This window comes from Variovorax sp. PAMC26660 (assembly GCF_014302995.1).
GTDB lineage: Bacteria > Pseudomonadota > Gammaproteobacteria > Burkholderiales > Burkholderiaceae_C > Variovorax.
Genome location: NZ_CP060295.1, coordinates 4786296 through 4812880, shown reverse-complemented (window position 1 = coordinate 4812880; position 26585 = coordinate 4786296). Strand labels below are relative to the sequence as shown.

Annotated in this window: 24 protein-coding genes; 22 read left to right on the top strand and 2 right to left on the bottom strand. The window is 64.0% G+C overall.

Annotation, left to right across the window (positions count from 1 at the left end; all coding sequences use genetic code 11):
• Positions 1-26: 26 nt before the first annotated feature.
• From H7F35_RS22665 to H7F35_RS22570, 20 genes are all read left to right on the top strand, one after another.
• Positions 27-821: a transporter substrate-binding domain-containing protein gene (locus tag H7F35_RS22665; protein ID WP_187108823.1), complete on the top strand. Its 795-nt coding sequence runs from the start codon at positions 27-29 to the stop codon at positions 819-821.
• 13 nt (positions 822-834) lie between these two features.
• Positions 835-1653, top strand: coding sequence for an NAD-dependent epimerase/dehydratase family protein (locus H7F35_RS22660; protein ID WP_187108822.1), 819 nt, complete (start codon positions 835-837; stop codon positions 1651-1653).
• On the top strand, positions 1643-2533 hold the full coding sequence (locus H7F35_RS22655) for an SMP-30/gluconolactonase/LRE family protein (protein ID WP_187108821.1): 891 nt from the start codon (positions 1643-1645) through the stop codon (positions 2531-2533). The genes H7F35_RS22660 and H7F35_RS22655 overlap by 11 nt, the downstream gene beginning before the upstream one ends.
• A gap of 53 nt (positions 2534-2586) precedes the next feature.
• Complete coding sequence (locus tag H7F35_RS22650; RefSeq protein WP_187108820.1) at positions 2587-3579, top strand: TRAP transporter substrate-binding protein; 993 nt, start codon at positions 2587-2589, stop codon at positions 3577-3579.
• A gap of 142 nt (positions 3580-3721) precedes the next feature.
• A complete protein-coding gene (locus H7F35_RS22645; protein WP_187108819.1) occupies positions 3722-4216 on the top strand; it encodes a TRAP transporter small permease in 495 nt (164 codons plus the stop codon).
• Complete coding sequence (locus tag H7F35_RS22640) at positions 4207-5559, top strand: TRAP transporter large permease (protein WP_187108818.1); 1353 nt, start codon at positions 4207-4209, stop codon at positions 5557-5559. The genes H7F35_RS22645 and H7F35_RS22640 overlap by 10 nt, the downstream gene beginning before the upstream one ends.
• Positions 5560-5577: 18 nt before the next feature.
• Positions 5578-7158, top strand: a complete 1581-nt coding sequence (gene garD / locus H7F35_RS22635) for a galactarate dehydratase (protein ID WP_187108817.1) — start codon at positions 5578-5580, stop codon at positions 7156-7158.
• 26 nt (positions 7159-7184) lie between these two features.
• Positions 7185-7946, top strand: coding sequence for an SDR family NAD(P)-dependent oxidoreductase (locus tag H7F35_RS22630; protein WP_187108816.1), 762 nt, complete (start codon positions 7185-7187; stop codon positions 7944-7946).
• A 55-nt stretch (positions 7947-8001) separates the two neighbouring features.
• Positions 8002-8982 (top strand): tripartite tricarboxylate transporter substrate binding protein, encoded by a 981-nt coding sequence (locus H7F35_RS22625; RefSeq protein WP_187108815.1) that lies wholly within the window; start codon positions 8002-8004, stop codon positions 8980-8982.
• Positions 8983-8993: 11 nt separating this feature from the next.
• The gene (locus tag H7F35_RS22620) at positions 8994-10058 is read left to right on the top strand and encodes a lactonase family protein (RefSeq protein WP_187108814.1); all 1065 of its coding nucleotides are present in this window, start codon (positions 8994-8996) and stop codon (positions 10056-10058) included.
• Positions 10059-10099: 41 nt separating this feature from the next.
• Positions 10100-11092, top strand: a complete 993-nt coding sequence (locus H7F35_RS22615; RefSeq protein ID WP_187114377.1) for a Bug family tripartite tricarboxylate transporter substrate binding protein — start codon at positions 10100-10102, stop codon at positions 11090-11092.
• A gap of 118 nt (positions 11093-11210) precedes the next feature.
• Positions 11211-12062 (top strand): archaetidylserine decarboxylase, encoded by an 852-nt coding sequence (gene asd / locus H7F35_RS22610; RefSeq protein ID WP_187108813.1) that lies wholly within the window; start codon positions 11211-11213, stop codon positions 12060-12062.
• A gap of 177 nt (positions 12063-12239) precedes the next feature.
• On the top strand, positions 12240-12650 hold the full coding sequence (locus H7F35_RS22605; RefSeq protein ID WP_187108812.1) for a winged helix-turn-helix transcriptional regulator: 411 nt from the start codon (positions 12240-12242) through the stop codon (positions 12648-12650).
• 86 nt (positions 12651-12736) lie between these two features.
• Positions 12737-13087 (top strand): FKBP-type peptidyl-prolyl cis-trans isomerase, encoded by a 351-nt coding sequence (locus H7F35_RS22600; protein ID WP_187108811.1) that lies wholly within the window; start codon positions 12737-12739, stop codon positions 13085-13087.
• Between the two features lie 197 nt (positions 13088-13284).
• Positions 13285-13821, top strand: a complete 537-nt coding sequence (grpE, locus tag H7F35_RS22595; RefSeq protein ID WP_261803315.1) for a nucleotide exchange factor GrpE — start codon at positions 13285-13287, stop codon at positions 13819-13821.
• Positions 13822-13934: 113 nt separating this feature from the next.
• Entirely contained in the window at positions 13935-15872 is a 1938-nt protein-coding gene (gene dnaK, locus H7F35_RS22590; RefSeq protein ID WP_187108809.1) for a molecular chaperone DnaK, read from the top strand.
• A 100-nt stretch (positions 15873-15972) separates the two neighbouring features.
• Positions 15973-17112, top strand: coding sequence for a molecular chaperone DnaJ (dnaJ, locus tag H7F35_RS22585; protein ID WP_187108808.1), 1140 nt, complete (start codon positions 15973-15975; stop codon positions 17110-17112).
• A gap of 835 nt (positions 17113-17947) precedes the next feature.
• On the top strand, positions 17948-19870 hold the full coding sequence (locus H7F35_RS22580) for a PrkA family serine protein kinase (protein ID WP_187108807.1): 1923 nt from the start codon (positions 17948-17950) through the stop codon (positions 19868-19870).
• A 54-nt stretch (positions 19871-19924) separates the two neighbouring features.
• Positions 19925-21217, top strand: a complete 1293-nt coding sequence (locus tag H7F35_RS22575) for a YeaH/YhbH family protein (RefSeq protein WP_187108806.1) — start codon at positions 19925-19927, stop codon at positions 21215-21217.
• Positions 21214-22752, top strand: coding sequence for a SpoVR family protein (locus H7F35_RS22570; protein WP_187108805.1), 1539 nt, complete (start codon positions 21214-21216; stop codon positions 22750-22752). The genes H7F35_RS22575 and H7F35_RS22570 overlap by 4 nt, the downstream gene beginning before the upstream one ends.
• Before the next feature lie 323 nt (positions 22753-23075).
• Here the strand turns inward: H7F35_RS22570 and aroQ are convergent, their stop codons facing one another.
• Both aroQ and H7F35_RS22560 read right to left on the bottom strand, forming a co-directional pair.
• Positions 23076-23516, bottom strand: coding sequence for a type II 3-dehydroquinate dehydratase (gene aroQ, locus H7F35_RS22565; protein WP_187108804.1), 441 nt, complete (start codon positions 23514-23516; stop codon positions 23076-23078).
• Between the two features lie 40 nt (positions 23517-23556).
• Positions 23557-24528 (bottom strand): LysR family transcriptional regulator, encoded by a 972-nt coding sequence (locus tag H7F35_RS22560; RefSeq protein WP_187108803.1) that lies wholly within the window; start codon positions 24526-24528, stop codon positions 23557-23559.
• A 528-nt stretch (positions 24529-25056) separates the two neighbouring features.
• On the opposite strand from H7F35_RS22560, the gene H7F35_RS22555 reads away from it, so the two are divergent.
• Both H7F35_RS22555 and H7F35_RS22550 read left to right on the top strand, forming a co-directional pair.
• Entirely contained in the window at positions 25057-25734 is a 678-nt protein-coding gene (locus H7F35_RS22555) for a Rieske (2Fe-2S) protein (RefSeq protein ID WP_187108802.1), read from the top strand.
• A gap of 8 nt (positions 25735-25742) precedes the next feature.
• A complete protein-coding gene (locus H7F35_RS22550; RefSeq protein ID WP_187108801.1) occupies positions 25743-26585 on the top strand; it encodes an aromatic ring-hydroxylating oxygenase subunit alpha in 843 nt (280 codons plus the stop codon).

Here is a 26585-nt window from a genome sequence, read left to right as displayed (position 1 = left end):
CATACCAGAAACACCAGGAGATATTCATGAAACTCGGCACCACCTTCACCCGCACGTGCATTGCGCTGGCCCTCGTGGCCGGTGTCGCGCAGGCCGCCATGGCCGACCAGCTCGACGACATCAAGAAGGCCGGCAAGGTGCGCGTGGCCATCGCCATGGGCACGCCGCTGTTCAGCTTTGCCGATGCCAACCTGCAGCCCACCGGCTCCGACGTGGACACCGCCACGCAGCTCGCGAAAGACCTGGGCGTGAAGCTGGAGATCGTGTCGATCACCAACGCCGCGCGCGTGCCCACGCTGCAGGCCCAGCGCGCCGATCTCGTGATTGCCGACCTCTCGATCACGCCCGAGCGCGAGAAGGTGGTCGACTTCTCGACGCCCTACGCCGTCATCAGCATCATCGTGGGCGGCCCCAAGAGCATCAAGGTCACCGACTACGCCGACCTGAACGGCAAGCGCATCGGCCTGACGCGCGCCACGGTGAACGACACGCTCACCACGCAGCAGGCCAAGGGTGCCGAGATCGTGCGCTACGAAGACGACGCCACGCTCATCACCTCGATGGTCACCGGCCAGATCGACCTGTTCTCCAGCACGCCGTCGAACCTGAGCGAGATGGTCAAGCAGGCGCCCACCAAGAACCTGGAGCTGAAGTTCGCGCAGAAAGATTTCGACCTGGGCATCGCACTGAACAAGGAGCAGCCCAAGCTCAAGGAATGGGTCAACAACTGGGTCGTGACCAACCAGAAGAACGGCAAGCTCAACGCCATCTACAAGAAGTACCACGGCCGCGACCTGCCCGAGCGCATCACCAAGCTGTGAACGGACAAGAACGATGCAAGACAAGAACAAACTTCATCGCCTGCTGCTGACCGGCGCGGCCGGTGGCCTGGGCAAAGTGTTGCGCGAACGGCTCAAGCCCTATGCCGAGGTGCTGCGGCTGTCGGACATCGCCTCGCTGCCCCCGGCCACCGATGCGCACGAAGAGGTCATGCCCTGCGACCTGTCGGACAAGGCGGCGGTCGATGCGCTGGTGAATGGCTGCGACGCCATCGTGCACCTGGGCGGCGTCTCGGTCGAGCGGCCGTTCGAGGAAATTCTCGAAGCCAACATCAAGGGCGTGTTCCACATCTACGAAGCCGCGCGCCGCCACGGCGTCAAGCGCGTGGTGTTCGCCAGCTCGAACCACGTGATCGGCTTCTACAAGCAGAGCGAGCCCATCGACGCGCACGCGGCGCGCCGGCCCGACGGCTACTACGGCCTGTCGAAGTCTTTCGGCGAAGACGTGGCGCAGTTCTACTTCGACCGCTGGGGCATCGAGACCGTGAGCATCCGCATCGGCTCCTCGTTCCCCGAGCCGCTCAACCGCCGGATGATGAGCACCTGGCTCAGCTACCGCGACCTGACGACGCTGATCGAGAAATCGCTGTTCACGCCCGATGTGAAGCACACGATCGTCTACGGCATGTCGAACAACCGCGACGTGTGGTGGGACAACAGCGCGGCCGCCCATCTGGGCTTCGTGCCGCAAGACGGCTCCGAGGTGTTCCGCGACAAGGTCGAGGCACAGCCGCCCGTCGCGCCGACCGATCCGAATGCGATCTACCAGGGCGGCGCCTTCACGGCCCAAGGCCCGTTCGGCGATGAGCGCTGAACTCGTTCTCGACGCGCGCAATGGCACCGGCGAAAGCCCGGTGTGGCATGCGGGCGAGCAGGCGCTCTACTGGGTCGACATTCCAGCGCGCACGCTGAACCGCTGGCACGCGGGCGAAGGCCGTGCGCAGTGGACGGCGAACGAAATGATCGCCTGCATCGCGCCGCGCGCCGACGTGCCCGGCGAATGGATCGCCGGCATGGAAAGCGGCCTCTTCTCGCTGAAGCCGCAAGCCGACGGCACGCTGGCCGCCACTTCGCTGGCACCCGTCGAACACGCGGCAGCGGCCATGCGCTTCAACGATGGCCGCTGCGACCGGCAAGGCCGCTTCTGGGCCGGCACGATGCTGCTCGACATGGCGGCGGGCGCACGCGTCGGTCGCCTCTACAGCTACGGCAAGGGAGACAAGCACGCCGCCCTGCGCCTCGATGATTTCATCGTACCCAACGGCCTGGCCTTCAGCCCCGACGGCCGCACGATGTACCTCTCGGATTCGCACCCGAGCGTGCAGGCCGTCTGGGCCTTCGACTACGACACCGACAGCGGCACCCCTAGCAACCGCCGCCTGTTCGTCGACATGAAGCCCCTGCCCGGCCGCCCTGACGGCGCCGCGATGGACGTCGACGGCTGCTACTGGATCTGCGGCAACGACGCCGGCCTGGTGCACCGCTTCACGCCCGACGGCCGGCTCGACTGCTCGCTCGAAGTGCCGGTGAAGAAGCCCGCGATGTGCGCCTTCGGCGGCGCCGGGCTCGACACCCTGTTCGTCACCTCCATCCGACCCGGCGGCATCGACCTGTCGGACCAACCACTGGCCGGCGGCGTGTTCGCGCTGCGGCCCGGCGTGCAGGGCATTGCGGAGCCCGCTTTCGGAATCTGAGCCTGTTGTTCATCCGCTGCGTTTTCTTTTCATCCACCGAGGAGCCATCAAAAATGAAATCACTACAAATGAAGAAGCTGTCGGGCCTGATCGCGATCGGCCTGATCGCCCTCACGGCAAGCAACGTCACCATGGCGCGGACCTTCCGCTCCGCCGAGGTGCACGCCAAGGACTTCCCGACCAACCAGGCGGTGAAGTTCATGGGGGAAGAATTGTCGAAGGCCACGGGTGGCAAGGACAACATCAAGATCTTTGCCGACAGCTCGCTGGGCTCTGAAAAGGACACGGTCGAACAGGTCAAGATCGGCGCACTCGACATGGTGCGCGTGAGCAGCGCGTCGTTCCACGGCATCGTGCCGGAGTCGGTCATTCCGTCGCTGCCTTTCCTGTTCCGCGACATCGAGCATTTCCGCAAGGCGATGTACGGCCCGGCCGGCGACAAGGTGCTGGCCGCCTTCGAGAAGGCCGGCTTCATCGGCCTGTGCATGTACGAAAGCGGCGCGCGTTCGGTCTACGCCAAGAAGCCGATCAAGTCGGTGGCCGACATGAAGGGCCTGAAGATCCGCGTGCAACCTTCCGACCTGATGGTGAGCCTTGTGAGCGCCACTGGCGCATCGCCCACGCCGATGCCCATCGCCGAGGTCTACACCGGCCTGAAGACCGGCCTGGTGGACGCCGCCGAAAACAACTACCCCTCGTACGAAGAGGCCAAGCACTTCGAGGCCGCACCGGTCTACTCCGAGACCATGCACGTCATGACGCCCGAAGTGCTGGTGTTCTCCAAGAAGATCTGGGACACCCTCACCAAGGAAGAGCAGGTCGCGATCCGCAAGGCCGCCAAAGACTCGGTGCCCTACTACGTGAAGCTGTGGGAGCCGCGCGAGAAGGACGCCAAGGCGGCCGTCATCAAGGGCGGCGCCAAGATCGTCGCGGCCTCCGAGATCGACCGCAAGGGCTTTGTCGAGGTCGAGAAGCCGGTGTGGGACAAGTTCGCGACCACGCCGGAGCAGAAGGCGCTGGTGCAGGAAATCGTCAACATCAAATAAGGCCCACGGTCTTGCCCCCTCCCCTTCCGGGGGAGGGCTGGGGTGGGGGCACAGCGGCCTCGAACGCGGAATGGCGCTCGTTGGGCGCGGCCCCCATCCCAGCCTTCCCCCAGAGGGGGAAGGAGCAAGACAGGAAATCCATATGCACTTGCTGACCCATCTGAACGCACGCCTCTCGCGCTGGGCGATGTACGTCGCGTGCGTGTGCCTTGTCGGCCTGCTCGGCGTCGTCGTCTACGGCGTGGTGCTGCGCTACGTCTTCAATGACGCGCCGCCGTACGTCGAGCAGGTCGCGCTGCTGCTGGTGATCTCGGTCGCCATGTTCGGCGCCTCCGCCGGCGTGCGGGACTCGGGCCACATCGGTCTCGATTCGCTGGTCAAGGCCCTGCCGGACAAGGCGCAGTTCTGGTGCAAGGCGCTGGTCTATGTGCTGACCATCGGCTTCGCCATCGCGCTGTTCGCAGGCGGCGCCGAGATGGCCGTGTCCACGCGCGAATCGACGATTCCCACGCTGGGGCTGTCCGAGGCCGTGCGCTACGTGCCGGTTCTTTTCGCGGGGGTGCTGATCACCCTCTTCTCTCTCGAGCACCTGGCTGCTCAATTCACCGGCCAGAAGGTCGTTCCATCATGGCATTGACAGTGCTGTCGCTGAGCTTCGTGCTCTTCCTGCTGCTCGGCATGCCGGTGGCCTTTGCCATCGGCCTGAGCTGCCTGGCGACCTTCGCGTACGAAGGCCTGCCGTTCGAGACCGCCATCCAGATGATGGTCTCGGGCATGAACGTGTTCTCGTTCCTGGCCATTCCGTTCTTCATCTTCTCGGGCGAGCTGATGCTGCATGGCGGCATCGCGGACAAGATCGTCGCCTTCGCGCGCAGCCTGGTCGGCCATTGGAAGGGCGGCCTCGGGCTGGCCAACGTGGTGGCGTCCACGCTGTTCGGCGGTGTCTCGGGCTCGCCGGTAGCCGACACCTCGGCCATGGGCGGCGTGATGATCCCGATCATGAAGCGCGAGGGCTACAGCGCGGCCTATGCGGTGAACGTGACGACGCACGCATCGCTCTCCGGCGCGCTGATGCCGACCTCGCACAACATGATCATCTATGCCTTCGCCGCGCAAGCCGCGGTGGGCACCATCGACGGGCACATCATCAAGGGCGTGTCCATCGGCGACCTGATGTTCGCGGGGCTGATTCCGGTGTTCTGGATCATGGTGTGCATGCTGGTGGCGGCCTATTGGCAAGCGGCCAAGTACGGCTACCCCAAGCGCACCGATGGCAGCACGATGGTCGAGCGCTTCCCGGGCTGGGGCATGGTGTCCAAGACCTTCCTGGCGGCGATTCCCGGCCTGATGGTGATCGTGATCATCCTGGTCTGCGTGATGCAGGGGGTGGCAACAGCCACCGAGGCGGCGGCCATCGCGGTGACGTATTCGTTATTGCTCACCGTGGTGGCCTACCGCACGATGACGCGCGAAAAGCTCTTCAAGTCGCTGGCCAAGGCGTCGAAGACCACGGGCGTGATCCTGCTGCTGATCGGCGTGTCGAACATGCTGCGCTACCAGATGGCCTACCTGGAGATTCCGGACGCCATCGAAACGGTGCTGCTGGCCGCGACTTCGAGCCCCTGGCTGATGCTGCTGTACATCAACATCATCCAGATTTTCCTGGGCATCTTCCTGGACATGGCGGCGCACATCCTGATCACCACGCCGCTGTTCCTGCCGCTGGCGATCCAGATGGGCGTGGGCCCGGTGCAGTTCGGGATGATGCTGCTGCTGAACTGCGCGCTGGGGCTGGTGCATCCGCCAGTAGGCACGGTGCAGTTCATCGGGTGCGCGATAGGGAAGATATCCATCGGGGAGGCGACGAAAACCGCGTGGCCCTACTATCTGGCGATCTTCATCGCCATCACCCTGGTGACCTACGTGCCGGCCTTCTCCACTTGGCTGCCCACGATGCTGACCGGCCACAAGGTGCTGTAAGCAACAAAGGCCTTCACGATGAGCAATGCCGCCGCCGGAGCCTCGCCGCTCTACATCCGCATCCATGCCAATGACAACGTGGCCATCGTCGCGAACGATGGCGGCCTGAAGGCTGGCGCCACATTCGCCGACGGCCTCGTGCTGGTGGACAACGTACCGCAGGGCCACAAGGTGACGCTGGCCGACCTGGCCGAAGGCGAGGCGATCCGGCGCTACGACGTCGTGATCGGCTACGCGCTGGAAGCCTTGCCGCGCGGCAGCTGGGTGCACGAACGCGTCATGCGCATGCCGGTCGCACCCGAGCTGGACGGCCTGCCCATCGCAACCGTCAAGCCCCCTGCACTGCCGCCGCTGGAGGGCTACACCTTCGAGGGCTACCGCAACGCCGACGGCTCGGTGGGCTCGCGCAACATCCTCGCCATCACCGAGACGGTGCAATGCGTAGCCGGCGTGATCGACTTCGCGGTGCAGCGCATCAAGGCCGAGCTGCTGCCCAGGTACCCGAACGTCGACGACGTGGTGGCGCTCGCGCACAGCTACGGCTGCGGCGTGGCCATCGACGCGCCCGACGCCATCGTGCCGATCCGCACGCTGCGCAACATCAGCCTCAACCCGAACTTCGGCGGCGAGGTGATGGTGGTGAGCCTGGGCTGCGAGAAGCTGCAGCCCGAGCGGCTATTGCCGCCGGGCAGCATTCCCATCGTCGACAAGCGCGGCGAGGCCGTTGGCGATGCGGCGCTCGACGTGGTCTGCCTGCAGGACGACGAGCACATCGGCTTCATGTCGATGATCGATTCGGTGATGCGGCAGGCCGAAGCCCACCTGGTGCGGCTCGATGCGCGCCGGCGCGAGACCGTACCCGCCAGCGAACTGGTGGTGGGCGTGCAGTGCGGCGGCAGCGATGCCTTCTCGGGCGTCACCGCCAATCCGGCCGTGGGCTTTTGCACCGACCTGCTGGTGCGCGCCGGCGCCACCGTGATGTTCTCGGAAACGACCGAGGTGCGCGACGGCATCGACCAGCTCACCTCGCGCGCCTCCACGCCCGAAGTGGCGCAGGCCATGATCCGCGAGATGGCTTGGTACGACGCCTATCTGCAAAAGGGCCGCGTCGACCGCAGTGCCAACACCACGCCAGGCAACAAGAAGGGCGGGCTGTCGAACATCGTCGAGAAGGCGATGGGTTCCATCGTCAAGTCGGGCTCGGCGCCCATCACCGGCGTGCTGGCACCGGGCGAGAAAGCCACGCAGAAGGGCCTGATCTACGCCGCCACGCCGGCCAGCGATTTCATCTGCGGCACGCTGCAGCTGGCGGCCGGCATCAACCTGCATGTGTTCACCACCGGCCGCGGCACGCCCTACGGGCTGGCCGAAGTACCGGTCATCAAGGTCGCCACGCGCAGCGACCTGGCGCGCCGCTGGCACGACCTGATGGACGTGAACGCGGGCCGCATCGCCGACGGCGAAGCCAGCATCGAGGACGTGGGCTGGGAGCTGTTCCGGCTGATGCTCGACGTCGCCAGCGGCCGCAAGAAAACCTGGGCGGAGCACTGGAAGCTGCACAACGCGCTGGTGCTTTTCAATCCCGCGCCCGTCACCTGAACCACCTTCACACGGAGCGACTCATCATGGACGACCTCAAGGGCAAGACCGCGCTTGTCACCGGTGCCAGCACCGGCATCGGTGCCGCGGTGGCCATTGCGTTCGCCGCGCGCGGCATGCGCGTAGCGGTGCACTACAACAGCTCGGCCGATGCGGCGAACCAGGTGGTCGCCACCATCCACGCGGCGGGCGGCACAGCCTTCGCGGTCAAGGCCAATGTGCGCGACACCGCGGCGATCCGCGACTGCGTGAAGCAGACCATTGCGGAGTTCGGCCGCATCGACGTGCTGGTCAACAACGCGGGCAGCCTGGTCAAGCGCGTGCCCATCGCCGAGTTCGACGACGCGCTGTTCGACGAAGTGATGCACATCAACGCGCGCTCGGTGCTTGCCTATTGCCGCGAGGTGGTGCCGCTGATGCGTGCCCAGGGCGGCGGCAACATCATCAACGTGACCTCGGTTGCGGCGCGAACCGGCGGCGGGCCGGCCGCCTACCTGTATGCGGGGTCGAAAGGCTTCGTGAGCACGGCAACACACGGCCTGGCGAAGGAACTGGTGGGCGACCGCATCCGCGTCAACGCGGTGGCGCCGGGCGTGATCCAGACGCCGTTTCAAGACCGCTTCTCGACGCCCGCGATGCTGGAGAACTTCCGCGCCAGCATTCCGATGGGCCGCATCGGTACGCCTGAAGAATGCGTGGGCGCCTTTCTTTATCTCGCCTCGGAACAGCTCTCGGGCTATGTCACGGGGCAAGTGATCGAAGTGAACGGCGGGCAGTACATGCCCTGAGTTCCATCGCTTTTTTCTTTTCTGCAACCCAAGACCCATAACGGAGACAAGACAGATGACGACGAAATTCCTGCGCAAGCTCGCGGCCCTCTCGGGCGCGGCCTGCATCGCGTTCGGTGCTGCAGCGCCCGCCGCGCAAGCCGCCGGCAACGACTACCCGAACCACACGGTCGAGCTGATCGTGCCCTACCAGCCCGGAGGCGGCACCGACGCGCTGGCCCGTGCCTTTGCCGACGCGAGCCGCAAGCACATGTCCGAGAGCATCGTGATCGTGAATCGCCCCGGCGCGGGCGGCGCCATCGGCTGGAATGAAGTGATCCATTCGCGGCCCGACGGCTACAAGCTGGCGGTGCTGACGGTCGAGCTGCTGACGCTGCCGCACCTGGGCCTGGCCAAGTTCAACTACGACGACTTCCAGCCGATCGCGCAGCTCAACGCCGACCCGGCCGCCATCACGGTGAAGGCAGATTCGCCCTACAACACGATCGAGGAATTCCTGGCGGCAGCCAAGAAGAAGCCGGGCGAGATGGGCGTGGGCAATTCGGGCACCGGTTCGATCTGGCACCTGGCGGCCTCGGCGCTGGAAGACAAGACCGGCGCCAAGTTCAATCACATCCCGTTCCAGGGCGCGGGCCCCGCCGTGCTGGCGCTGCTCGGCGGCCACGTCGAAGCGGTGGCCGTGAGTCCGGCGGAGGTGTCGACTTATGTGCAGGCCGGCAAGCTCAAGATGCTGGTGGTGATGGCCGACAAGCGCCTGGCCGCCTTCGACAAGGTGCCGACCGCCAAGGAGCGCGGCATCGACATCTCGATCGGCACCTGGCGCGGCCTCGGCGCGCCGAAGAACACGCCACCGGACGTGATGGCCAAGCTGCGCGACATCGCCGCGAAGACGGCCAAGGAGCCGCTGCTGCGCGAAGTGATGGACAAGCAGAACCTGGGCTACGTCTACACCGATGGCGCCGCATTCAAGGAAACGCTGGCCAAGGACAACGAGTACTTCAAGGCGCTGATCACCAAGCTCGGCATCAAGCCCTGAGCCGCGCCGTGATGAAAACAACCATCGCATCGCTGCTGTGGCTGGCTGCAGTCGCCCCGGCCTCGGCCGCGACCTGGGTCTATGTGTCGAACGCGGACAGCCAGGAGATCTCGGTGCTCGAGCTCGACCGCGCGCAGGGCGCGCTCAAGCCGGTGCAGACGCTGAATGTCGGCGGCACGGTGATGCCGATGGCGGTGAGCCACGACAAGCGCGTGCTGTACGCCGCGCTGCGCTCGCAGCCGTTTCGCGTGACCGCGCTGTCGATCGACGGCGCCAGCGGCAAGCTGCAGAAACTCGGCGAGGCGCCGCTGGCCGACAGCATGGCGAACATCGACCTCGATGCCACCGGCAAGTGGCTCTTCGCCGCCTCCTACCAGGGCGGAAAGATCACGGTCAACGCGATCGGCAAGGACGGCGCAGTCGGCGCGATCCATCAGTTGATCCAGACCGCGCCGAACGCGCATGCCATTCATGCGGATGCGGCCAACCGCTTCGTGCTCGCCACCAGCCTCGGCGGCGACAACGTGTCGAGCTGGCGCTTCGACGCCGACAAGGGCCTGCTGTCGCCCAACGATCCGCCGCTGACCACCACGGCCGACAAGGCAGGGCCGCGCCACTTCGTCTGGGACAAGGCGCAGCGCCATGTCTACCTGCTGGACGAACTCGACGCGGCACTGCATGTGTTCGCATGGGATGCGACGCGCGGCACGCTGAAGCTCGAACAGAGCACGACCACGCTGCCGGCGGGCTTCACGGGCAAGCCTTGGGCGGCCGATCTGCACCTGACGCCTGACGGTCGCTTCCTGTACGCGTCGGAGCGCACGTCGAGCACGCTGTCGACGTTCAAGGTCGATGCGGCGACCGGGCAACTGCAGCCGCTGGGCCACACGCCGACCGAGAAAGGGCCGCGCGGCTTCGCGATCGATGCGAGCGGCCGCTACCTGATTGCCGCCGGGCAGGAGTCGAACGGCATTTCGCTGTACGCCATCGACACCGCGACAGGCGCGCTGGGCAAGCCGACGCACCTGGACGTGGGCAAGAACCCGAACTGGATCGAGATCGTCGACATGCCCTGAGGAGGCATGCACCCCAACAACAAGGAGACAAGACCATGACCATGCAACGCCGCACACTGATTCGAACCGCCCTCGCCTCTTCGCTCGCCGCCGGCCTTCCGGCCTTCGCGCAGAGCAGCAACAACTGGCCGACGGGCAAGACCATCACTTACCTCGTGCCGTTTCCCGCGGGCGGCACCACGGACGTGCTGGGCCGGCTGATCGGGCAGAAGCTCGGCACCGTGCTGGGCACGACCGTGATCATCGACAACAAGGGCGGCGCTGGCGGCAGCGTGGGCTCGGAAGTGGGCGCACGCGCGGCGCCCGACGGGTTCACGCTGGTCGGCGGCACGATCAGCTCGCACGCGATCAACGTGAGCCTGTACCCAAAGATCGGCTACGACCCGATCAAGTCGTTCGCGCCGGTCACACTGATCGGCACCAACCCGGTGGTGCTGGTGGTGAACCAGGCCAGCCCCTACAAGACCTTGAAGGACGTGATGGCCGCAAGCAAGGCCAAGTCGGGCGGGCTGTCGTCGGCCTCGGCCGGCACGGGAACCTCGCAGCATCTGGCGCTGGAGTTGCTGGCCTACAAGTCGGGCGTGAAGTTCACGCACATTCCGTACAAGGGCAGCGGCCCGGCCATCCAGGACGTGATCGGCGGGCAGGTGGACATGATGTTCGACACCACGGTGGTGGCGGGGCCGCACATCCAGAGCGGCAAGCTGCGCGCCATTGCGGTGACGTCGGCCAAGCGCCTGGCCTCGATGCCCGACGTGCCGACCGTGGCCGAGTCGGGCGTGCCGGGGCTGCAGGATTTCGAGGTGGTGTCGTGGCAGGCGATCTTCGTGCCCGCGGGAACGCCTGTGCCCGTCGTCGACCGGCTGCATACCGAGATCCGCAAGATCCTTGCGACGCCCGACATGCAGGACAAGCTGAAAGGCTTCGGCATGGAGCCCACGGATCTGTCGACCGCGCAGATCGCGGCCTTCCAGAAGGCCGAAGTGGAGAAGTGGGCGCAGGTGATCAAGGCGGCGGGGATCAAGGCCGATTGATCCGCTGGCTCCCGGCAAGCCGGGAGCCTCAAGCCCAAACCAAGGGAAGCTTCCTACGCCCCACGCCGGAAGCCCTTTATAGAATGCCCCTCCGATCCGCATTCCAGGCCCTCCCCACGTGTCCGACCGCTCCGCAGTACTGCCCCAATACCTGTTCCCGAAACAGGCACTGACCAATTTCGCCGGCTGGGTTGCGGGCAAGGAACGGGGGGCTGTCACGACGTGGATCATCCGGCGCTTCGTGGCCAAGTACAGCGTCAACATGGGCGAGGCGCTCGAGTCGGACATCACGTACTACAAGAGCTTCAACCAGTTCTTCACGCGCGCGCTCAAGCCCGATGCAAGGCCGCTCGCACAAGCCGACCTGGTCTGCCCGGTGGACGGCGCGATCAGCCAGTTCGGCGCCATCCAGGGCGACCAGATCTTCCAGGCCAAGGGCCACAACTACACGACCACCGCACTGGTCGGCGGGGACGCCGCGCTGGCCGCGAAGTTCGCGCACGGCAGCTTCGCCACGCTGTACCTGAGCCCGAAGGACTACCACCGCATCCACATGCCCTGCGACGGGCGGCTGGTGCGCATGATCCATGTGCCGGGCGACCTGTTCTCGGTCAACCCGACCACCGCGCGCGGCGTGCCCGGCCTGTTCGCACGCAACGAGCGCGTGGTGTGCGTCTTTGAATCCGCGCACGGTCCGTTCGTGCTGGTGCTGGTGGGCGCCACCATCGTCGGCAGCATGGCCACGGTGTGGCACGGCGTGGTCAATCCGCCGCGCGTGGGCGAGTTGCGCGAGTGGAGCTACAACGACCAGCAGATCGACATCCGCAAGGGCGACGAGATGGGCCGTTTCTTGCTCGGCTCCACGGTCGTCATGCTGTTCCCGGCGCCCGCGCTGGCCTTCAACCCGGACTGGTCGCCCACCCGCGCGATCCGCCTGGGCGAAGCCATGGCAAATTATTCAAATTTGTGAAGCTTTGTCTCACAACCCGCATCCAGCATGCCCCAACAGCTATAAAACTAGTAGCATCGTGATCCTTGCGCTATAGTCGCCGGCCAGCAAGGCGGTCCATAACCAAACACAAAAGCGCGCGACATCGGCCCTGTCCACAAGGCCGCTGGCCCGCCCAGCTTCGAGGAGATGATGTCGATGAGTACCAAGGAAAACGCAGCCGTCAGCCAGTTGCTCGCACTGCTGGAGGCCCGTTATGCGCTGCGCGTACTCTGGGCCCTGCGCGACGGCCATGCCCAAACCTTCCGGCTGCTGCAGGACAGCGTGGGCGGCATCACTCCCAACACGCTCAACACCCGCATCAAGGAGCTTCGCGAAGCCGGCATCGTGAGCCATGGCAGCGACGGCTACTGCCTCACGCTCAGCGGGCAGGACCTGCTCAAGCGGCTGTCCGACCTGCAGGCCTTTGCCGGTAAATGGCAACTGGGCCAGGCCAAGAAAGCTGCGGCACCCACGGCGACGGCGGCTGCTGCGCCAGTCGCGCCAGCCCCGGCTCCCGCACCAGCGGTTCCGGCCGTGCCACCCACCGACGACAGCAGCACCAGCTGACCGCCGACAGGCCGGCCCGGTCCGGCCTCGGTAAACTCCGCGCCTTCGATCCATTCTTCCCCTATCGACGCAAGGAGCGTTTCAAGATGCCTACCACCCCCTCCGGCCTGCAGTACGAAGACACCACCGTCGGCGACGGCGCCGAAGCCAAGGCTGGCCAGCACGTGCATGTGCACTACACCGGCTGGCTCTACAACGACGGCGTGCAAGGCGCCAAGTTCGATTCGAGCCGCGACCGCAACGACCCGTTCGCGTTCTCGCTGGGCGCCGGCCAGGTCATCAAGGGCTGGGACGAAGGCGTGGCCGGCATGAAGATCGGCGGCCAGCGCACGCTGATCATTCCAGCATCGTTGGGCTACGGTGCCCGCGGCGCCGGCGGCGTGATCCCCCCGAACGCCACGCTGAAGTTCGACGTCGAACTCCTCGACGCCCACTGAGCGCGTTTCGACGCCAAAACATGGCGTGAAGGCCCGGTTCCGGGCCTTTTTCATGCCTCTGCGGCCCTTTTGGCCGCATTTTTTCGCTTGAAAAGCTCCCGGCCAGCCCAAACTGGCTGGCTATCGATTTGTTTTCCGGTCCACAGCCGGTTCTTTGAAAAATGTCTGACCCGCAACAATCCGCACAGAATTCGCAAATGCTGCAAGGCGAGCCCAGCCCCGAAGAACTGGAGGCTGCACAAGCCGCCAATGAAGCCGACGCGTTGAACGCATTGGCCGCGGCGCAAGCCGAACTGGCCACGCTGCAAGCCAAGAATACCGAGCTGGCCGATCAGTACCTTCGCGCCCAGGCCGACGTGCAGAACGCCCGCCGCCGCGCCGACGACGAGATCACAAAGGCCCGCAAGTTCGCTGTCGAGGCCTTTGCCGAAAGCCTTCTGCCGGTGACCGACAGCCTCGAAGCCGGCCTCGCCATCAAGGACGCCACGCCCGAGCAGATCCGCGAAGGCGCAGAAGCCACGCTGCGCCAGCTCAAGAGCGCACTCGAACGCAACAAGGTGATCGAAGTGGCCCCGGCCCCCGGCACCAAGTTCGACCCGCACCAGCACCAGGCCATCTCGGTGGTGCCCGCCGAGCAGGAACCGAACACCGTGGTGAGCGTGCTCCAGAAGGGCTACACCATCAATGATCGCGTGCTGCGTCCTGCGCTGGTCACGGTCAGCGCGCCGAAGTAATTCATTCGGCACACAAGATTCCCACAGGAAATCCACGCTTCATCCCTTGAATCGCGCTGGGTTATCCACAAGTTCATAACAACATATTTTTCAGGCTTTCAGGAGTAAAGAACATGGCAAAGATCATCGGCATCGACCTCGGCACCACCAACTCGTGCGTGTCGATCATGGAAGGCAACACCACACGCGTGATCGAGAACTCGGAAGGTGCACGCACCACGCCGTCGATCGTCGCGTACCAGGAAGATGGTGAAGTCCTGGTCGGTGCTTCGGCCAAGCGCCAGGCCGTCACGAATCCCAAGAACACGCTGTACGCGATCAAGCGCCTGATCGGCCGCAAGTTCGAGGAAAAGGAAGTGCAGAAGGACATCAACCTGATGCCCTACACCATCACCAAGGCCGACAACGGCGACGCATGGGTCGAAGTGCGCGGCAAGAAGATGGCCCCGCAGCAAGTCAGCGCCGACATCCTGCGCAAGATGAAGAAGACCGCCGAAGACTACCTCGGCGAAACCGTGACCGAAGCCGTGATCACGGTGCCGGCCTATTTCAACGACGCCCAGCGCCAAGCCACCAAGGACGCCGGCCGCATCGCGGGCCTGGACGTCAAGCGCATCATCAACGAGCCCACCGCTGCAGCCTTGGCCTTCGGCCTGGACAAGCACGACAAGGCCGACCGCAAGATCGCCGTGTATGACCTGGGTGGCGGCACCTTCGACGTGTCGATCATCGAAATTGCAGACGTCGACGGCGAAAAGCAGTTTGAAGTGCTGTCGACCAACGGCGACACCTTCCTGGGCGGCGAAGACTTCGACCAGCGCATCATCGACTACATCATTGCCGAGTTCAAAAAGGACCAGGGCGTCGACCTGAGCAAGGACGTGCTCGCCCTGCAGCGCCTGAAGGAAGCCGCTGAAAAGGCCAAGATCGAACTGTCGAACAGCGCGCAGACCGACATCAACCTGCCCTACATCACGGCCGATGCATCGGGTCCGAAGCACCTGAACATCAAGCTCACCCGCGCCAAGCTGGAAAGCCTGGTCGACGAGCTGGTCGAGCGCACCATCGCGCCTTGCCGCCTGGCCATCAAGGACGCCGGCATCAGCGTGAGCGACATCAACGACGTGATCCTGGTCGGCGGCATGACCCGCATGCCCAAGGTTCAGGAAAAGGTGAAGGCCTTCTTCGGCAAGGAACCACGCAAGGACGTGAACCCCGACGAAGCCGTGGCCGTTGGCGCCGCCATTCAAGGGCAGGTGCTCTCGGGTGACCGCAAGGACGTGCTGCTGCTCGACGTGACCCCGCTGTCGCTCGGCATCGAGACCATGGGTGGCGTGATGACCAAGATGATCACGAAGAACACCACGATCCCGACGAAGTTCGCACAGACCTTCTCGACCGCCGAAGACAATCAGCCGGCCGTGACGATCAAGGTGTTCCAGGGCGAGCGTGAAATCGCTTCGGGCAACAAGGCCCTGGGCGAGTTCAACCTCGAAGGCATTCCGCCGGCATCGCGCGGCACGCCGCAGATCGAAGTGAGCTTCGACATCGACGCCAACGGCATCCTGCACGTCGGCGCGAAGGACAAGGGCACCGGCAAGGAAAACAAGATCACCATCAAGGCGAACTCGGGCTTGAGCGAAGACGAGATCCAGAAGATGGTGAAGGACGCCGAGCTCAACGCCGAAGACGACAAGAAGAAGCTCGAGATCGTGCAGGCCCGCAACCAGGGCGAAGCCATGGTTCACAGCGTGAAGAAGTCGCTGGGCGAACACGGCGCAAGCCTCGAAGCCGCCGAGAAGGAAGCGATCGAAACCGCGATCAAGGACGTCGAGGAAGCCCTCAAGGGTGAAGACAAGACCGTGATCGAGGAAAAGACCAACACGCTGATGACCGCAAGCCAGAAGCTCGGCGAGAAGATGTATGCCGAATCGCAGGCTGCGGCCGGCGCCTCGGCCGCCAGCGGCCCGGGTGGCGCGGAAGCTGCTGCGCATGCACAGGCCGACGACAACGTGGTCGACGCCGAAGTCAAGGAAGTCAAGAAGGGCTGATCTTCAGTCCCTTGTGCAAGGCTGGATCACCTGAAGGGGTGGTCCAGCCTTTCTCGCTTCAACGTTACCCGAGTTCCCGCTGCTTCCAGATCGACCTGCCATGGCCACCAAACGCGACTATTACGAAACCCTCGGCGTCCCCAAGAACGCGAGCGAGGAAGAAATCAAGAAGGCTTATCGCAAGCTCGCGATGAAGCACCACCCTGACCGCAACCACGGCGACACCAGCAAGGACGCCGAGGCCAAGTTCAAGGAGGTGAAAGAAGCCTACGAAATGCTGTCGGACGGCCAGAAGCGCGCGGCCTACGACCAGTACGGCCATGCCGGTGTCGACCCCAACATGCGCGGCGGCCCGGGCGCGGAAGGCTTCGGCGGTTTCGCGGAAGCCTTCGGCGACATCTTCGGCGACGTATTCGGTGGTGCCCGCGGCGGCCGCACCAGCAGCGGACGCCAGGTGTTCCGCGGCAGCGACCTGAGCTACGCGATGGAAGTCACGCTCGAGGAAGCGGCCGACGGCAAGGAAGCCCAGATTCGCATTCCCAGCTGGGACAACTGCGACACCTGCAAGGGCACGGGCGCCAAGCCCGGCACCAAGCCGATCACCTGCACCACCTGCCACGGCGCCGGCGCGGTGCAGATGCGCCAGGGCTTCTTCAGCGTGCAGCAGACCTGCCCGACCTGCCACGGCAGCGGCAAGATCATTCCCGAGCCCTGCACCGTGTGCCACGGCCAGGGCAAGATCAAGAACAACAAGACGCTCGAAGTGAAGATCCCGGCCGGCATCGACGACGGCATGCGCATTCGCAGCACCGGCAATGGCGAGCCAGGCACCAACGGCGGGCCGCCGGGCGACCTGTACATCGAGATTCGCCTGAAGAAGCACGAGCTGTTCGAACGCGATGGCGACGACCTGCATTGCGTGGTGCCGGTGAGCGTGACCACGGCCGCGCTCGGCGGTGAGATCAACGTGCCCACGCTCAAGGGCGCGGCCGCCATCGACATTCCCGACGGCACGCAAAGTGGCAAGCAGTTCCGCCTGCGCGGCAAGGGCATCAAGGGCGTGCGCTCCAGCTACCCCGGCGACCTGTACTGCCACGTGCGCGTCGAAACGCCCGTGAAGCTCACCGAGCATCAGCGCAAGCTGTTGAAGGAGCTCGACGAATCGCTCAAGAAGGGTGGCGACAAACACAGCCCGACCGACAAGAGCTGGTTCGACAAGGCGAAAGAGTTCTTCAGTTGATGGCAGTGCCAGGCTAGTGCCTCGCTGACCTGGCGCTTCTGTGTGGCTTGCTCTTCGCAGGCCATGGAAGAGATCACGCTGAAGCGCACCAAGGGCGTGCAGGACCTGTTCAACAGCCTGGACCCCATTGCCACCCAGTTGCGGTGCGGGGATTCGGCCCACTTCTTCACTTTGCACGTGAAGCCCGGCACCCGGCTTCCGGGCAACAGACCTTCACCTCGAACTCCGGCTACTTCACGGCAGCCCCCGAGGTGAACCTCGTCCAAATGGTGCATGCCGGCCGCTGATCCGGCGCCAAGCACACGAAAGGTGCTGTTCGCACCTTTGCGGAACACGCTGACCGGCGTCCGCGCTCCCCTCCCACATCAACTCACGCAAGCGCCTCCTCAAAAAGTGGCGCGGGGATTGCTTTTATATTTTTTTTTGATGTGCAATAAACCAAACGGCAGATCACACGTTATTGAAGAGAGGCGCCGGTTTTATTGAGCACAGAGGCTCAATAGGCGATGCTTTCTCGGAAAAACCGAAAAGCGGCAGATGGCCGTTCGGCATAGGTGTTTTCACCCGGAGAGAATTAGAAAAGCGAGCTTTTGAATTTAACCGAAATTTGAATAGTAGTTCCGCTTTTTTCGAGGAACTTTACTTGTTGGTGTGGTTCTGATTTAAGAAATGATTTGCCGGGTTCAATCTTTGCTTTATGCTGATTGTTAGCAGATTGTTGTAAGGGAGTTTTCCACCGCATGCAGCGAGGGCGGGCACACCTTTTAAATGGCGCGCATTGCTTTTGCTGCAGGCTCCGGGGCCAAAAGCCCACTGACCTGATGGAGGCGTGACCATGGATGTGATCAGCAACTTTGCCGCCCGCTACGAGCGCACCCGCGAGGAAGTCATCTCGCTGCAGGACTACCTCGATACCTGCAAACGCGATCCCACGGCTTATGCCACCGCCTCCGAGCGCATGCTCAAGGCCATTGGCGAGCCCGAGCTGGTCGATACGCGCAACGATCCCCGGCTTTCGCGCATCTTCGCCAACAAGGTCATCAAGATCTACCCGGCGTTCAAGGAGTTTTATGGCATGGAGGACGCCATCGAACAGGTGGTCTCCTATTTCCGCCATGCCGCGCAGGGACTGGAAGAAAAGAAGCAAATCCTCTACCTGCTGGGTCCCGTTGGTGGTGGCAAGAGCTCCATCGCCGAGCGCCTGAAGCAGCTCATGGAGCGTGTGCCCTTCTACGCCATCCAGGGCTCACCGGTGAACGAATCGCCCCTGGGCCTGTTCGACACGGCCGAAGACGGCGAGATCCTTGAAAAAGAATACGGCATTCCCCATCGCTACCTGAATCGAATTCTCTCGCCTTGGGCCGTCAAGCGGCTCGAGGAATACGGCGGCGACATCCGCCAGTTCAAGGTGGTCAAGCGCTACCCATCGGTGCTGCGGCAGATCGCGGTCGCCAAGACCGAGCCCGGCGACGAGAACAACCAGGACATCTCCTCGCTGGTCGGCAAGGTAGACATCCGCAAGCTGGAGACCTATGCCCAGGACGACCCCGACGCCTACGCCTACTCCGGTGGCCTGTGCCTGGCCAACCAGGGGCTGCTGGAGTTCGTGGAAATGTTCAAGGCGCCCATCAAGGTGCTGCACCCGCTGCTCACGGCCACGCAGGAAAGCAACTTCAAGGGCACTGAAGGCTTCGGCGCCATTCCCTTCGACGGCATCGTGCTCGCGCACAGCAACGAGAGCGAATGGAAGGCCTTCCGCAACAACAAGAACAACGAGGCTTTCCTCGACCGGATCTACATCGTCAAGGTGCCCTACTGCCTGCGCGCCTCGGAAGAAATCAAGATCTACGAAAAGCTGGTGCGCAACTCGTCGCTGGCCAAGGCGCCTTGCGCTCCCGGCACGCTGCGCATGATGGCCCAGCTCTCGGTGCTCACACGCCTGAAGGAGCCCGAGAACTCCAGCACCTTCAGCAAGATGCAGGTGTACGACGGCGAGAGCCTGAAAGACACCGACCCCAAGGCCAAGTCGATCCAGGAGTACCGCGACTACGCGGGTGTCGACGAAGGCATGAGCGGTGTGTCGACGCGCTTCGCCTTCAAGATCATCTCGAAGGTCTTCAACTTCGACAGCTCCGAGGTCGCGGCCAATCCGGTCCACCTGATGTACGTGCTCGAACAGCAGATCGAACGCGAGCAGTTCGCGCCGGAGGTCGAGCAGAAGTACATCAGCTACATCAAGGAGCTGCTGGCGCCGCGCTATGCCGAGTTCATCGGCAAGGAAATCCAGACCGCGTATCTGGAGAGCTACAGCGAGTACGGCCAGAACATCTTCGACCGCTACGTCACCTACGCCGACTACTGGATTCAAGACCAGGAGTTCCGCGACGTGGACACCGGCGAAGTGTTCGACCGGGCCTCGCTCAATGGCGAGCTCGAGAAGATCGAACGGCCGGCCGGCATCGGCAACCCGAAGGACTTCCGCAACGAGATCGTCAACTTCGTGCTGCGTGCACGGGCCGGCAACGCGGGGCGCAACCCGGCGTGGACCAGCTACGAAAAACTGCGCGCGGTGATCGAGAAGAAGATGTTCTCCAACACCGAAGAGCTTCTGCCGGTGATCAGCTTCAACACCAAGAGCAGCGCCGACGAACAGAAGAAGCACGAAGACTTCGTGACCCGCATGGTCGAGAAGGGCTACACGGCCAAGCAGGTTCGCCTGCTGTGCGAGTGGTATCTGCGGGTGCGCAAGAGTTCATAGCGACGAACGCGCAGCAGTTCTTCCCTCTTCTTTGCAAGGAGCTTTGACACCATCGTGGCCATCCTGCAGCAGATCATCGACCGCCGGCTATCGGGCAAGAACAAGTCCATTGGCAACCGTGAGCGCTTCCTGCGGCGCTACAAGGGGCAGATCCAGGAAGCGGTGAGGCGCGCCGTCAGTGGCCGCAACATCCGCGAACTGGAGCAAGGCGAAGACGTGACCCTGCCGCGCCACGATGTGTCCGAACCCGTGTTCGGCCACGCCCGTGGCGGCGACCGCGAGTACGTGCATCCGGGCAACCAGGAGTACCTGAAGGGCGACCGCATCAAGCGTCCCGAAGGCCAGGCTGGTGGCGGCTCCGGCAGCGGCGAGGCCGGCGACGGCGGCGAAGGGGAAGACGACTTCGTCTTCCGCCTCACACGCGAAGAGTTCATGCGCGTGTTCTTCGACGACCTCGCACTGCCCCACCTCATTCGCACCCAGATCGCCGATGTGCCCGAGTGGAAGAGCCACCGCGCCGGCTTCACGAGCGACGGTTCGCCCAACAACCTGCACGTGGTGCGCTCGATGCGCGGGGCGCTGGCCCGCCGCATCGCGCTCGGCGGCGAACCGCGCAAGGAACTCAAGCGTCTCGAAGCGCATCTCGAACACCTCAAGCAGCATCCACAGGTCACGACGGCGCTCATCCAGAAGGAAATCCGCGAAACCGAAGAGCGCATCGCCGAGCTGCGCCGCACCATGCGGCACGTGCCCTACATCGACCCCATCGACCTGCGCTACCGCAACCGCGTGAGGACGCCGGTGCCCAGCGCCAAGTGCGTGATGTTCTGCCTGATGGACGTGTCGGGCTCGATGGACGAGGCGCGCAAGGACATGGCCAAGCGCTTCTTCATGCTGCTGTACATGTTCCTCACGCGGCACTACGAGACCATCGACCTCGTGTTCCTGCGCCATCACACGCAGGCGCAGGAAGTGACCGAGGAAGAGTTCTTCCACGCCACCGAAACCGGCGGCACGGTGGTGTCGAGCGCGCTGGTGCTGATGGACGAGATCATCAAGGCGCGCTACCCCAGCGGCGAATGGAACGTCTACGGCGCGCAGGCCAGCGATGGCGACAACTGGCACCAGGACAGCGGCCGCTGCCGCGAGCTGCTGGTCGACAACATCCTGCCGGTGGTGCGCTACTACGCATACGTGCAGGTGGCCGAGACCGAGCAGAACCTGTGGCAGGAATACCAGCAGCTCGAAGGCGTGCAGCCTAACTTTGCAATGCGCAAGGTGTCGGACGCACAAGACATCTATCCGGTCTTTCGTGACCTGTTCAAGAAGGAAGGGGTCAACTCATGAACACTGACCGCCCTTCGTCCGGCCCTGTCCTGGAGCGCCTGCCCAGTCCTTCCGACTGGACCTTCGAGCTGATCGAGACCTATCACACCGAGATCGCCAAGACAGCCAAGAGCTTCGGGCTCGACGTGTATCCCAACCAGCTCGAAGTGATCACGGCCGAGCAGATGATGGACGCCTACGCCAGCGTGGGCATGCCGATGATCTACCGCCACTGGTCGTACGGCAAACAGTTCATCGCGACCGAGAAGAACTACAAGCGCGGCCACATGGGGTTGGCGTACGAGATCGTCATCAACTCCGATCCCTGCATCGCCTACCTGATGGAAGAAAACACCATGGCCATGCAGGCCCTGGTAATCGCGCACGCGGCCTATGGCCACAACAGTTTCTTCAAGGGCAACTACCTGTTCCGCATGTGGACCGATGCGTCCTCCATCATCGATTACCTCGTCTATGCGCGGCACTACATCGCCGAGTGCGAAGAGCGGCACGGTGTTGATTCAGTCGAGGAACTGCTCGACTCCTGCCATGCGCTGATGAACTACGGTGTCGACCGCTATCGCCGCCCACAGAAGCGTTCGCTGGCACAGGAGAGCGTGCAGCGCGCGGACCGCGAGCGCCACATGCAGCAGCAGGTGAACGATCTCTGGCGCACGCTGCCGCGGCGTGCCGAGCAGGCAGCCGACTCCGACGCCACACGGCGCTTTCCGTCGGAGCCGCAGGAGAACCTGCTCTACTTCATCGAGAAGAACGCCGCGCTGCTCGAACCCTGGCAGCGTGAGGTGGTGCGCATCGTGCGCAAGATTGCACAGTACTTCTACCCGCAGCGCCAGACGCAGGTCATGAACGAAGGCTGGGCCACCTTCTGGCACTACACGCTGCTCAACACCATGTACGACCGTGGTCAGCTCGCCGACGGCTTCATGATGGAATGGCTCAGCTCGCATACCGGTGTGATCTTCCAGCCACCGGTAGGCCATCGCGCCTACAGCGGCATCAATCCCTATGCACTCGGCTTCGCGATGATGACCGACCTGCGGCGCGTGTGCGAGAAGCCGACCGACGAAGATCGCCGATGGTTCCCCGACTTTGCGGGTACCGACTGGGTCAAGACGCTCGACTACGCGATGCGCAACTTCAAGGACGAGAGTTTCATCGGTCAGTTCCTGAGCCCGAAGACGATGCGCGATTTTCGGCTGTTCTCGATCCGCGATCACCAGAGCGAGTCCGAACTCGAGGTGTCGGCCATCCACGACGACAGCGGCTATCAGGCGTTGCGCGAATCGCTGTCACGACAGTACGACATCAGCAGCCGCGAGCCCGACATCCAGGTGTGGAATGTCGCCACGCGCGGCGACCGTTCGCTGACACTGCGGCATACGCAGCGCAACAACCTGCCGTTGCATGACGGTGCGGAAGAAGTGCTGAAGCATGTTGCTCGGCTCTGGGGCTTTGACGTGCACCTTGAAAGCATCGACAGTGCTGGGCGCATCAGTCGTAGTTGGAAGGCTGCGGCGCCGAAGCAGGCCTACTGAAATTTTTGGGGTGCTGCTGTTCAGGGCGCCGCTCACGCCGACACGGTGCTCTTTTTCGCGAATGTCCCCCGCTTCGCTCCTCCTTTATTTAGCTAAAAAGAGCCCCGTATCGACGTGAGCGTTGGACAGAGCGGTCGTTGATCGGCTGCACTCCAGCAGCATGCCCAGGTGCGAATGACGCCGGGTGCTCCCCGCAGCGAAATAAAGGAGGAGCGAAGCGGGGGACATTCGCGGAGGGGAGCACCCGGTGTCATTCGCACGCGCCCTGAACAAAAGCGCCCCCGAACCGCCCGACACGAAACACGCAAGACCTTGAAGTAGGCCTAAGGAACAAGCGCAGCAATAGCCAGCGTATAGCCCTTCACCCCCAGCCCCACGATGATCCCGCGCGCCGCGGGCGAGATGTAGGAGTGGTGGCGAAACTCTTCACGCGCATGCACGTTCGAGATGTGCAGCTCGATCACCGGCACGCTCGCGCCCTTGATCGCATCGTGCAGCGCAATCGACGTGTGGGTGTAGGCGCCGGGGTTCATGACCACGCCCAGCATGTTGCCGGCAGCCACCTCGCGGCCCGCTTCCTGGATCCAGTCGATCAGCACACCTTCGTGGTTCGACTGACGGCACTCGATCTCGACGCCGAGCTTGGCGCCCGTGTCCTTGCACAGACGTTCGACATCGGCCAGCGTGTCGCGACCGTATTGCTCGGGCTCTCGCGTACCGAGCAGGTTGAGGTTGGGGCCGTTGAGGACGAGTATTTTCTTCATGATGAGTAAAGGCCTGAGGGCAACTGGCAAACGCCGCCAATTATGGTCTCGCGCCGGTCTTGCGGCGCTTCGTTGTCGATGATCCGACGTAGTAGTTGTACGAGTCGATGTCCACCACGCAACGCGCCATCAGGTCGACGAAGTCGCGCAGTTTCTGGCCCATGTAGCGCTGCCGCTGGTAGGCGCAGTAGATGCGGCGCGGCTCGGGCTGCCACTGCGGCAGCACCGGCACCAGCACGCCCTGCTCCACCTCGGGGCGCACGAAGAAGGCCGGCAGCAGCGCAATGCCCAGGCCGTCGATGCAGAAGGTCTTCATGACCCAGTGGTCGTTGGTCTCGAAGGCGGGCTCGGGGCGGAAAGCGAAGCTGCCCGATTCGCCCGACACCAGCAGCATCTGCGACAACCCCGACGGAGCCTTCATCACGATCGACTGGTGCCGTACCAGCTCATCCGGCGCCTGTGGGGTCCCGTGGCGCGCGAGGTATTGCGGGCTCGCGTAGAGCCCGTAGTTCAACTTGCCCAGCAGCTTGGCCACGAGGTTGGGGGCATCGGGCGGCTCCGAACACACATAGCAATCGACATCGCCGACCTGCGGTGCGTGAAAGCCGTTCGCCACGTCGAGCTGGCAGCGCACATTCGGATGCGACTCCAGGAACAGCTTGACCACGTGGCAGACGAAGGAAGTGCTGAACTGCGTGTCCGACAGCAGCGAGAGGCTGCCCGACACGCCGGTCGTCAGCTCGTGGATTTCGGTGCTGGCCGCTTCGAGCCGGCCCGTCACTTCGTTGAGCAGCCCTTCGCAGCGGGCGAAAAAGGCGCGGCCGGCTTCAGTGAGCGTGATGCGGCGCGGGCTACGCATCAGCAGTTGCGCGCCCAGCAGCTTTTCCAGCCGCGTGAGTTGCCGGCTCAAGGTGGCCTTCGACACGCCCGAGAGGCTTTCGGCCTTGGTGAGACTACCGCCCTTCGCGACCAGCACGAAGGCCTCGACCAATGCGAGATCGATGCGGCTCATGCTAGTTGCCCCACGGGGTGATCGCTTGATCCACGACACGTGGAACTGGCCTCGGTGTCCCGAACGCTGTTGTTCGGGGCGCGTGCGAATGACGCCGGGTGCTCCCCTCCGCGAATGTCCCCCGCTTCGCTCCTCCTTTATTTCGCTGCGGGGAGCACCCGGCGTCATTCGCACATGGGCACGCTGCTATTGATCCTGCGATCAACAACCGCTCTGTCCAACGCTCACGTCGATACGGGGCTCTTTTTCGCGAAATAAAGGAGGAGCGAAGCGGGGGACATTCGCGAAAAAGAGCACCGTGTCGGCGTGAGCGACGCCCTGAACAGCAGCGCCAAGAATCAAGCACAACGCGACGAACAGAAAAACAGGGTGTCATTTCAGCCCAGCGTTTCAGGAATGAAAAGTTGCGTCTCTTCATGTGGCTTTCATCGGTGCGGCAGACGCGGTACGGTAGACGGCATGGCCGGGGTGGCGTCAATGCTATGCCATCACCGGCGCCGAGCCTCACGCCCCTGCGGCCCACGCACCATGAACACAAACAACACTACCCCCTGGCATCCCGTGGCACGGGCGGCCGACCTGCGCCCCGGCGCCAACATCGTCGCCGGCTTTGCCGAAGGCCAGGAACTCGCCCTCTGGCGCGCTGCCGATGGCACAGCGCAGGCATGGGAGAACCGCTGCCCACACCGCAGCGTGCGCTTCACGCTCGGCCAGGTGATCGAGAACCGGCTGGCCTGTGCCTACCACGGCTGGCAATACGCGGCCGGCAGCGGGCAATGCACGCGCATCCCGGCACACCCGGCCATGCAAGCGCCGCGCAACGTTTGCGCGAAGACGTTCAACGTGGCCGAGGCAGCAGGAATGCTGTGGGTTCACCTGTCGCCCGAGACGCACATCGCGCCCACAGAACTGGCCAACGCCGTCCCTGCCGGCTGGAACTTCTGCCGCACGCTGACCGTGCGAGCACCCGCCAGCACGGTGCGCAAAATGCTGGCCCGGCACGGCCTGGTCGCCGATGCGGCGTCGGGCGCATGGCGCGGCCAACTCGACGAGGTGAACACCGCCGCCCTCGTCCTCGACGCCCAGCCCTCCCTCGCCTTTGTTCATTTCTGGAGCGATGCACATCCGGCCGGGCATGCCATGACAGTCCTGCACGTCGCCGTCCGCCGCCTGCGCAGCGAGATCGAAGCCTTTCCCAAAGATTGAAAGAAGCCATGCCCTTCGTCACCGACGACCCCAACATGCGCGACGACTGGCTGGTCGTCGGGCCCACCACGGCCGAAGCGCGCACGACCCGCCTGCTCGGCGAAACGGTGCAGCTCTGGATTGATGCCGACGGCACGCCCCAGTGCCGCCTGGGCGATCAGCCGCTCGCGGTGCAATCACGCTACGGCTACCTCTGGGTCTGCCCGAGCGGCCAGCCCGCGCGTGCGTTGTTCGACTTCCCCGAATACAGCGAACCCGGTCGCCGCACCATCGACTGCGGCGGCATCGGCGTTGCGGTGTCGGGCCTGCGGGTGATCGAGAACTTCCTGGACATGGCGCACTTTCCGTTCGTGCACGCCGACTACCTCGGCAAGGTGCCGCACACCGAGGTGGCGCAGTACCAGGTGCAGGTCGAACCAGCCACGGGAGAAATCTGGGCCACCGACTGCCGCTTCTGGCAGCCGCGCGCCTCGGCCGCACACGACTCGGGCAGCGAGGTGCTCTACAAGTACCGCGTGATGCAGCCCTTCTCGGCCATGCTCTACAAGTCGAGCTTTCGCGCGGGCGAACTCGATGCCATCGGCCTCTTCCTGCAGCCCATCGACGACGAGCACGTGATCGCCCACACGATCCTTGCCTGCTACGACGACGATTCCACCGACGCCGAACTCATCGCGTTCCAGCACACGATCTTCGGGCAGGACAAACCGATCCTGGAGAACCACGCCTACAAGCGCATGCCGCTCGAAGGCCGCGCCGAGACGCCCACACGCGGCGACACCTCGTCCGTCACCTACCGCCGCTGGCTGCGCGAGCGCGGCATGCGCTTCGGCGTGAGGGCTGCTGCATGA

What these genes read in the sequence shown, in the direction of transcription:
- H7F35_RS22665 (WP_187108823.1), top strand. Translation starts at nt 27, where the DNA reads ATGAAACTCGGCACCACCTTCACCCGCACGTGCATTGCGCTGGCCCTC.
- H7F35_RS22660 (WP_187108822.1), top strand. Translation starts at nt 835, where the DNA reads ATGCAAGACAAGAACAAACTTCATCGCCTGCTGCTGACCGGCGCGGCC.
- H7F35_RS22655 (WP_187108821.1), top strand. Translation starts at nt 1,643, where the DNA reads ATGAGCGCTGAACTCGTTCTCGACGCGCGCAATGGCACCGGCGAAAGC.
- H7F35_RS22650 (WP_187108820.1), top strand. Translation starts at nt 2,587, where the DNA reads ATGAAATCACTACAAATGAAGAAGCTGTCGGGCCTGATCGCGATCGGC.
- H7F35_RS22645 (WP_187108819.1), top strand. Translation starts at nt 3,722, where the DNA reads ATGCACTTGCTGACCCATCTGAACGCACGCCTCTCGCGCTGGGCGATG.
- H7F35_RS22640 (WP_187108818.1), top strand. Translation starts at nt 4,207, where the DNA reads ATGGCATTGACAGTGCTGTCGCTGAGCTTCGTGCTCTTCCTGCTGCTC.
- garD (WP_187108817.1), top strand. Translation starts at nt 5,578, where the DNA reads ATGAGCAATGCCGCCGCCGGAGCCTCGCCGCTCTACATCCGCATCCAT.
- H7F35_RS22630 (WP_187108816.1), top strand. Translation starts at nt 7,185, where the DNA reads ATGGACGACCTCAAGGGCAAGACCGCGCTTGTCACCGGTGCCAGCACC.
- H7F35_RS22625 (WP_187108815.1), top strand. Translation starts at nt 8,002, where the DNA reads ATGACGACGAAATTCCTGCGCAAGCTCGCGGCCCTCTCGGGCGCGGCC.
- H7F35_RS22620 (WP_187108814.1), top strand. Translation starts at nt 8,994, where the DNA reads ATGAAAACAACCATCGCATCGCTGCTGTGGCTGGCTGCAGTCGCCCCG.
- H7F35_RS22615 (WP_187114377.1), top strand. Translation starts at nt 10,100, where the DNA reads ATGCAACGCCGCACACTGATTCGAACCGCCCTCGCCTCTTCGCTCGCC.
- H7F35_RS22605 (WP_187108812.1), top strand. Translation starts at nt 12,240, where the DNA reads ATGAGTACCAAGGAAAACGCAGCCGTCAGCCAGTTGCTCGCACTGCTG.
- H7F35_RS22600 (WP_187108811.1), top strand. Translation starts at nt 12,737, where the DNA reads ATGCCTACCACCCCCTCCGGCCTGCAGTACGAAGACACCACCGTCGGC.
- grpE (WP_261803315.1), top strand. Translation starts at nt 13,285, where the DNA reads ATGCTGCAAGGCGAGCCCAGCCCCGAAGAACTGGAGGCTGCACAAGCC.
- dnaK (WP_187108809.1), top strand. Translation starts at nt 13,935, where the DNA reads ATGGCAAAGATCATCGGCATCGACCTCGGCACCACCAACTCGTGCGTG.
- dnaJ (WP_187108808.1), top strand. Translation starts at nt 15,973, where the DNA reads ATGGCCACCAAACGCGACTATTACGAAACCCTCGGCGTCCCCAAGAAC.
- H7F35_RS22580 (WP_187108807.1), top strand. Translation starts at nt 17,948, where the DNA reads ATGGATGTGATCAGCAACTTTGCCGCCCGCTACGAGCGCACCCGCGAG.
- H7F35_RS22570 (WP_187108805.1), top strand. Translation starts at nt 21,214, where the DNA reads ATGAACACTGACCGCCCTTCGTCCGGCCCTGTCCTGGAGCGCCTGCCC.
- aroQ (WP_187108804.1), bottom strand. Translation starts at nt 23,516, where the DNA reads ATGAAGAAAATACTCGTCCTCAACGGCCCCAACCTCAACCTGCTCGGT.
- H7F35_RS22560 (WP_187108803.1), bottom strand. Translation starts at nt 24,528, where the DNA reads ATGAGCCGCATCGATCTCGCATTGGTCGAGGCCTTCGTGCTGGTCGCG.
- H7F35_RS22555 (WP_187108802.1), top strand. Translation starts at nt 25,057, where the DNA reads ATGAACACAAACAACACTACCCCCTGGCATCCCGTGGCACGGGCGGCC.
- H7F35_RS22550 (WP_187108801.1), top strand. Translation starts at nt 25,743, where the DNA reads ATGCCCTTCGTCACCGACGACCCCAACATGCGCGACGACTGGCTGGTC.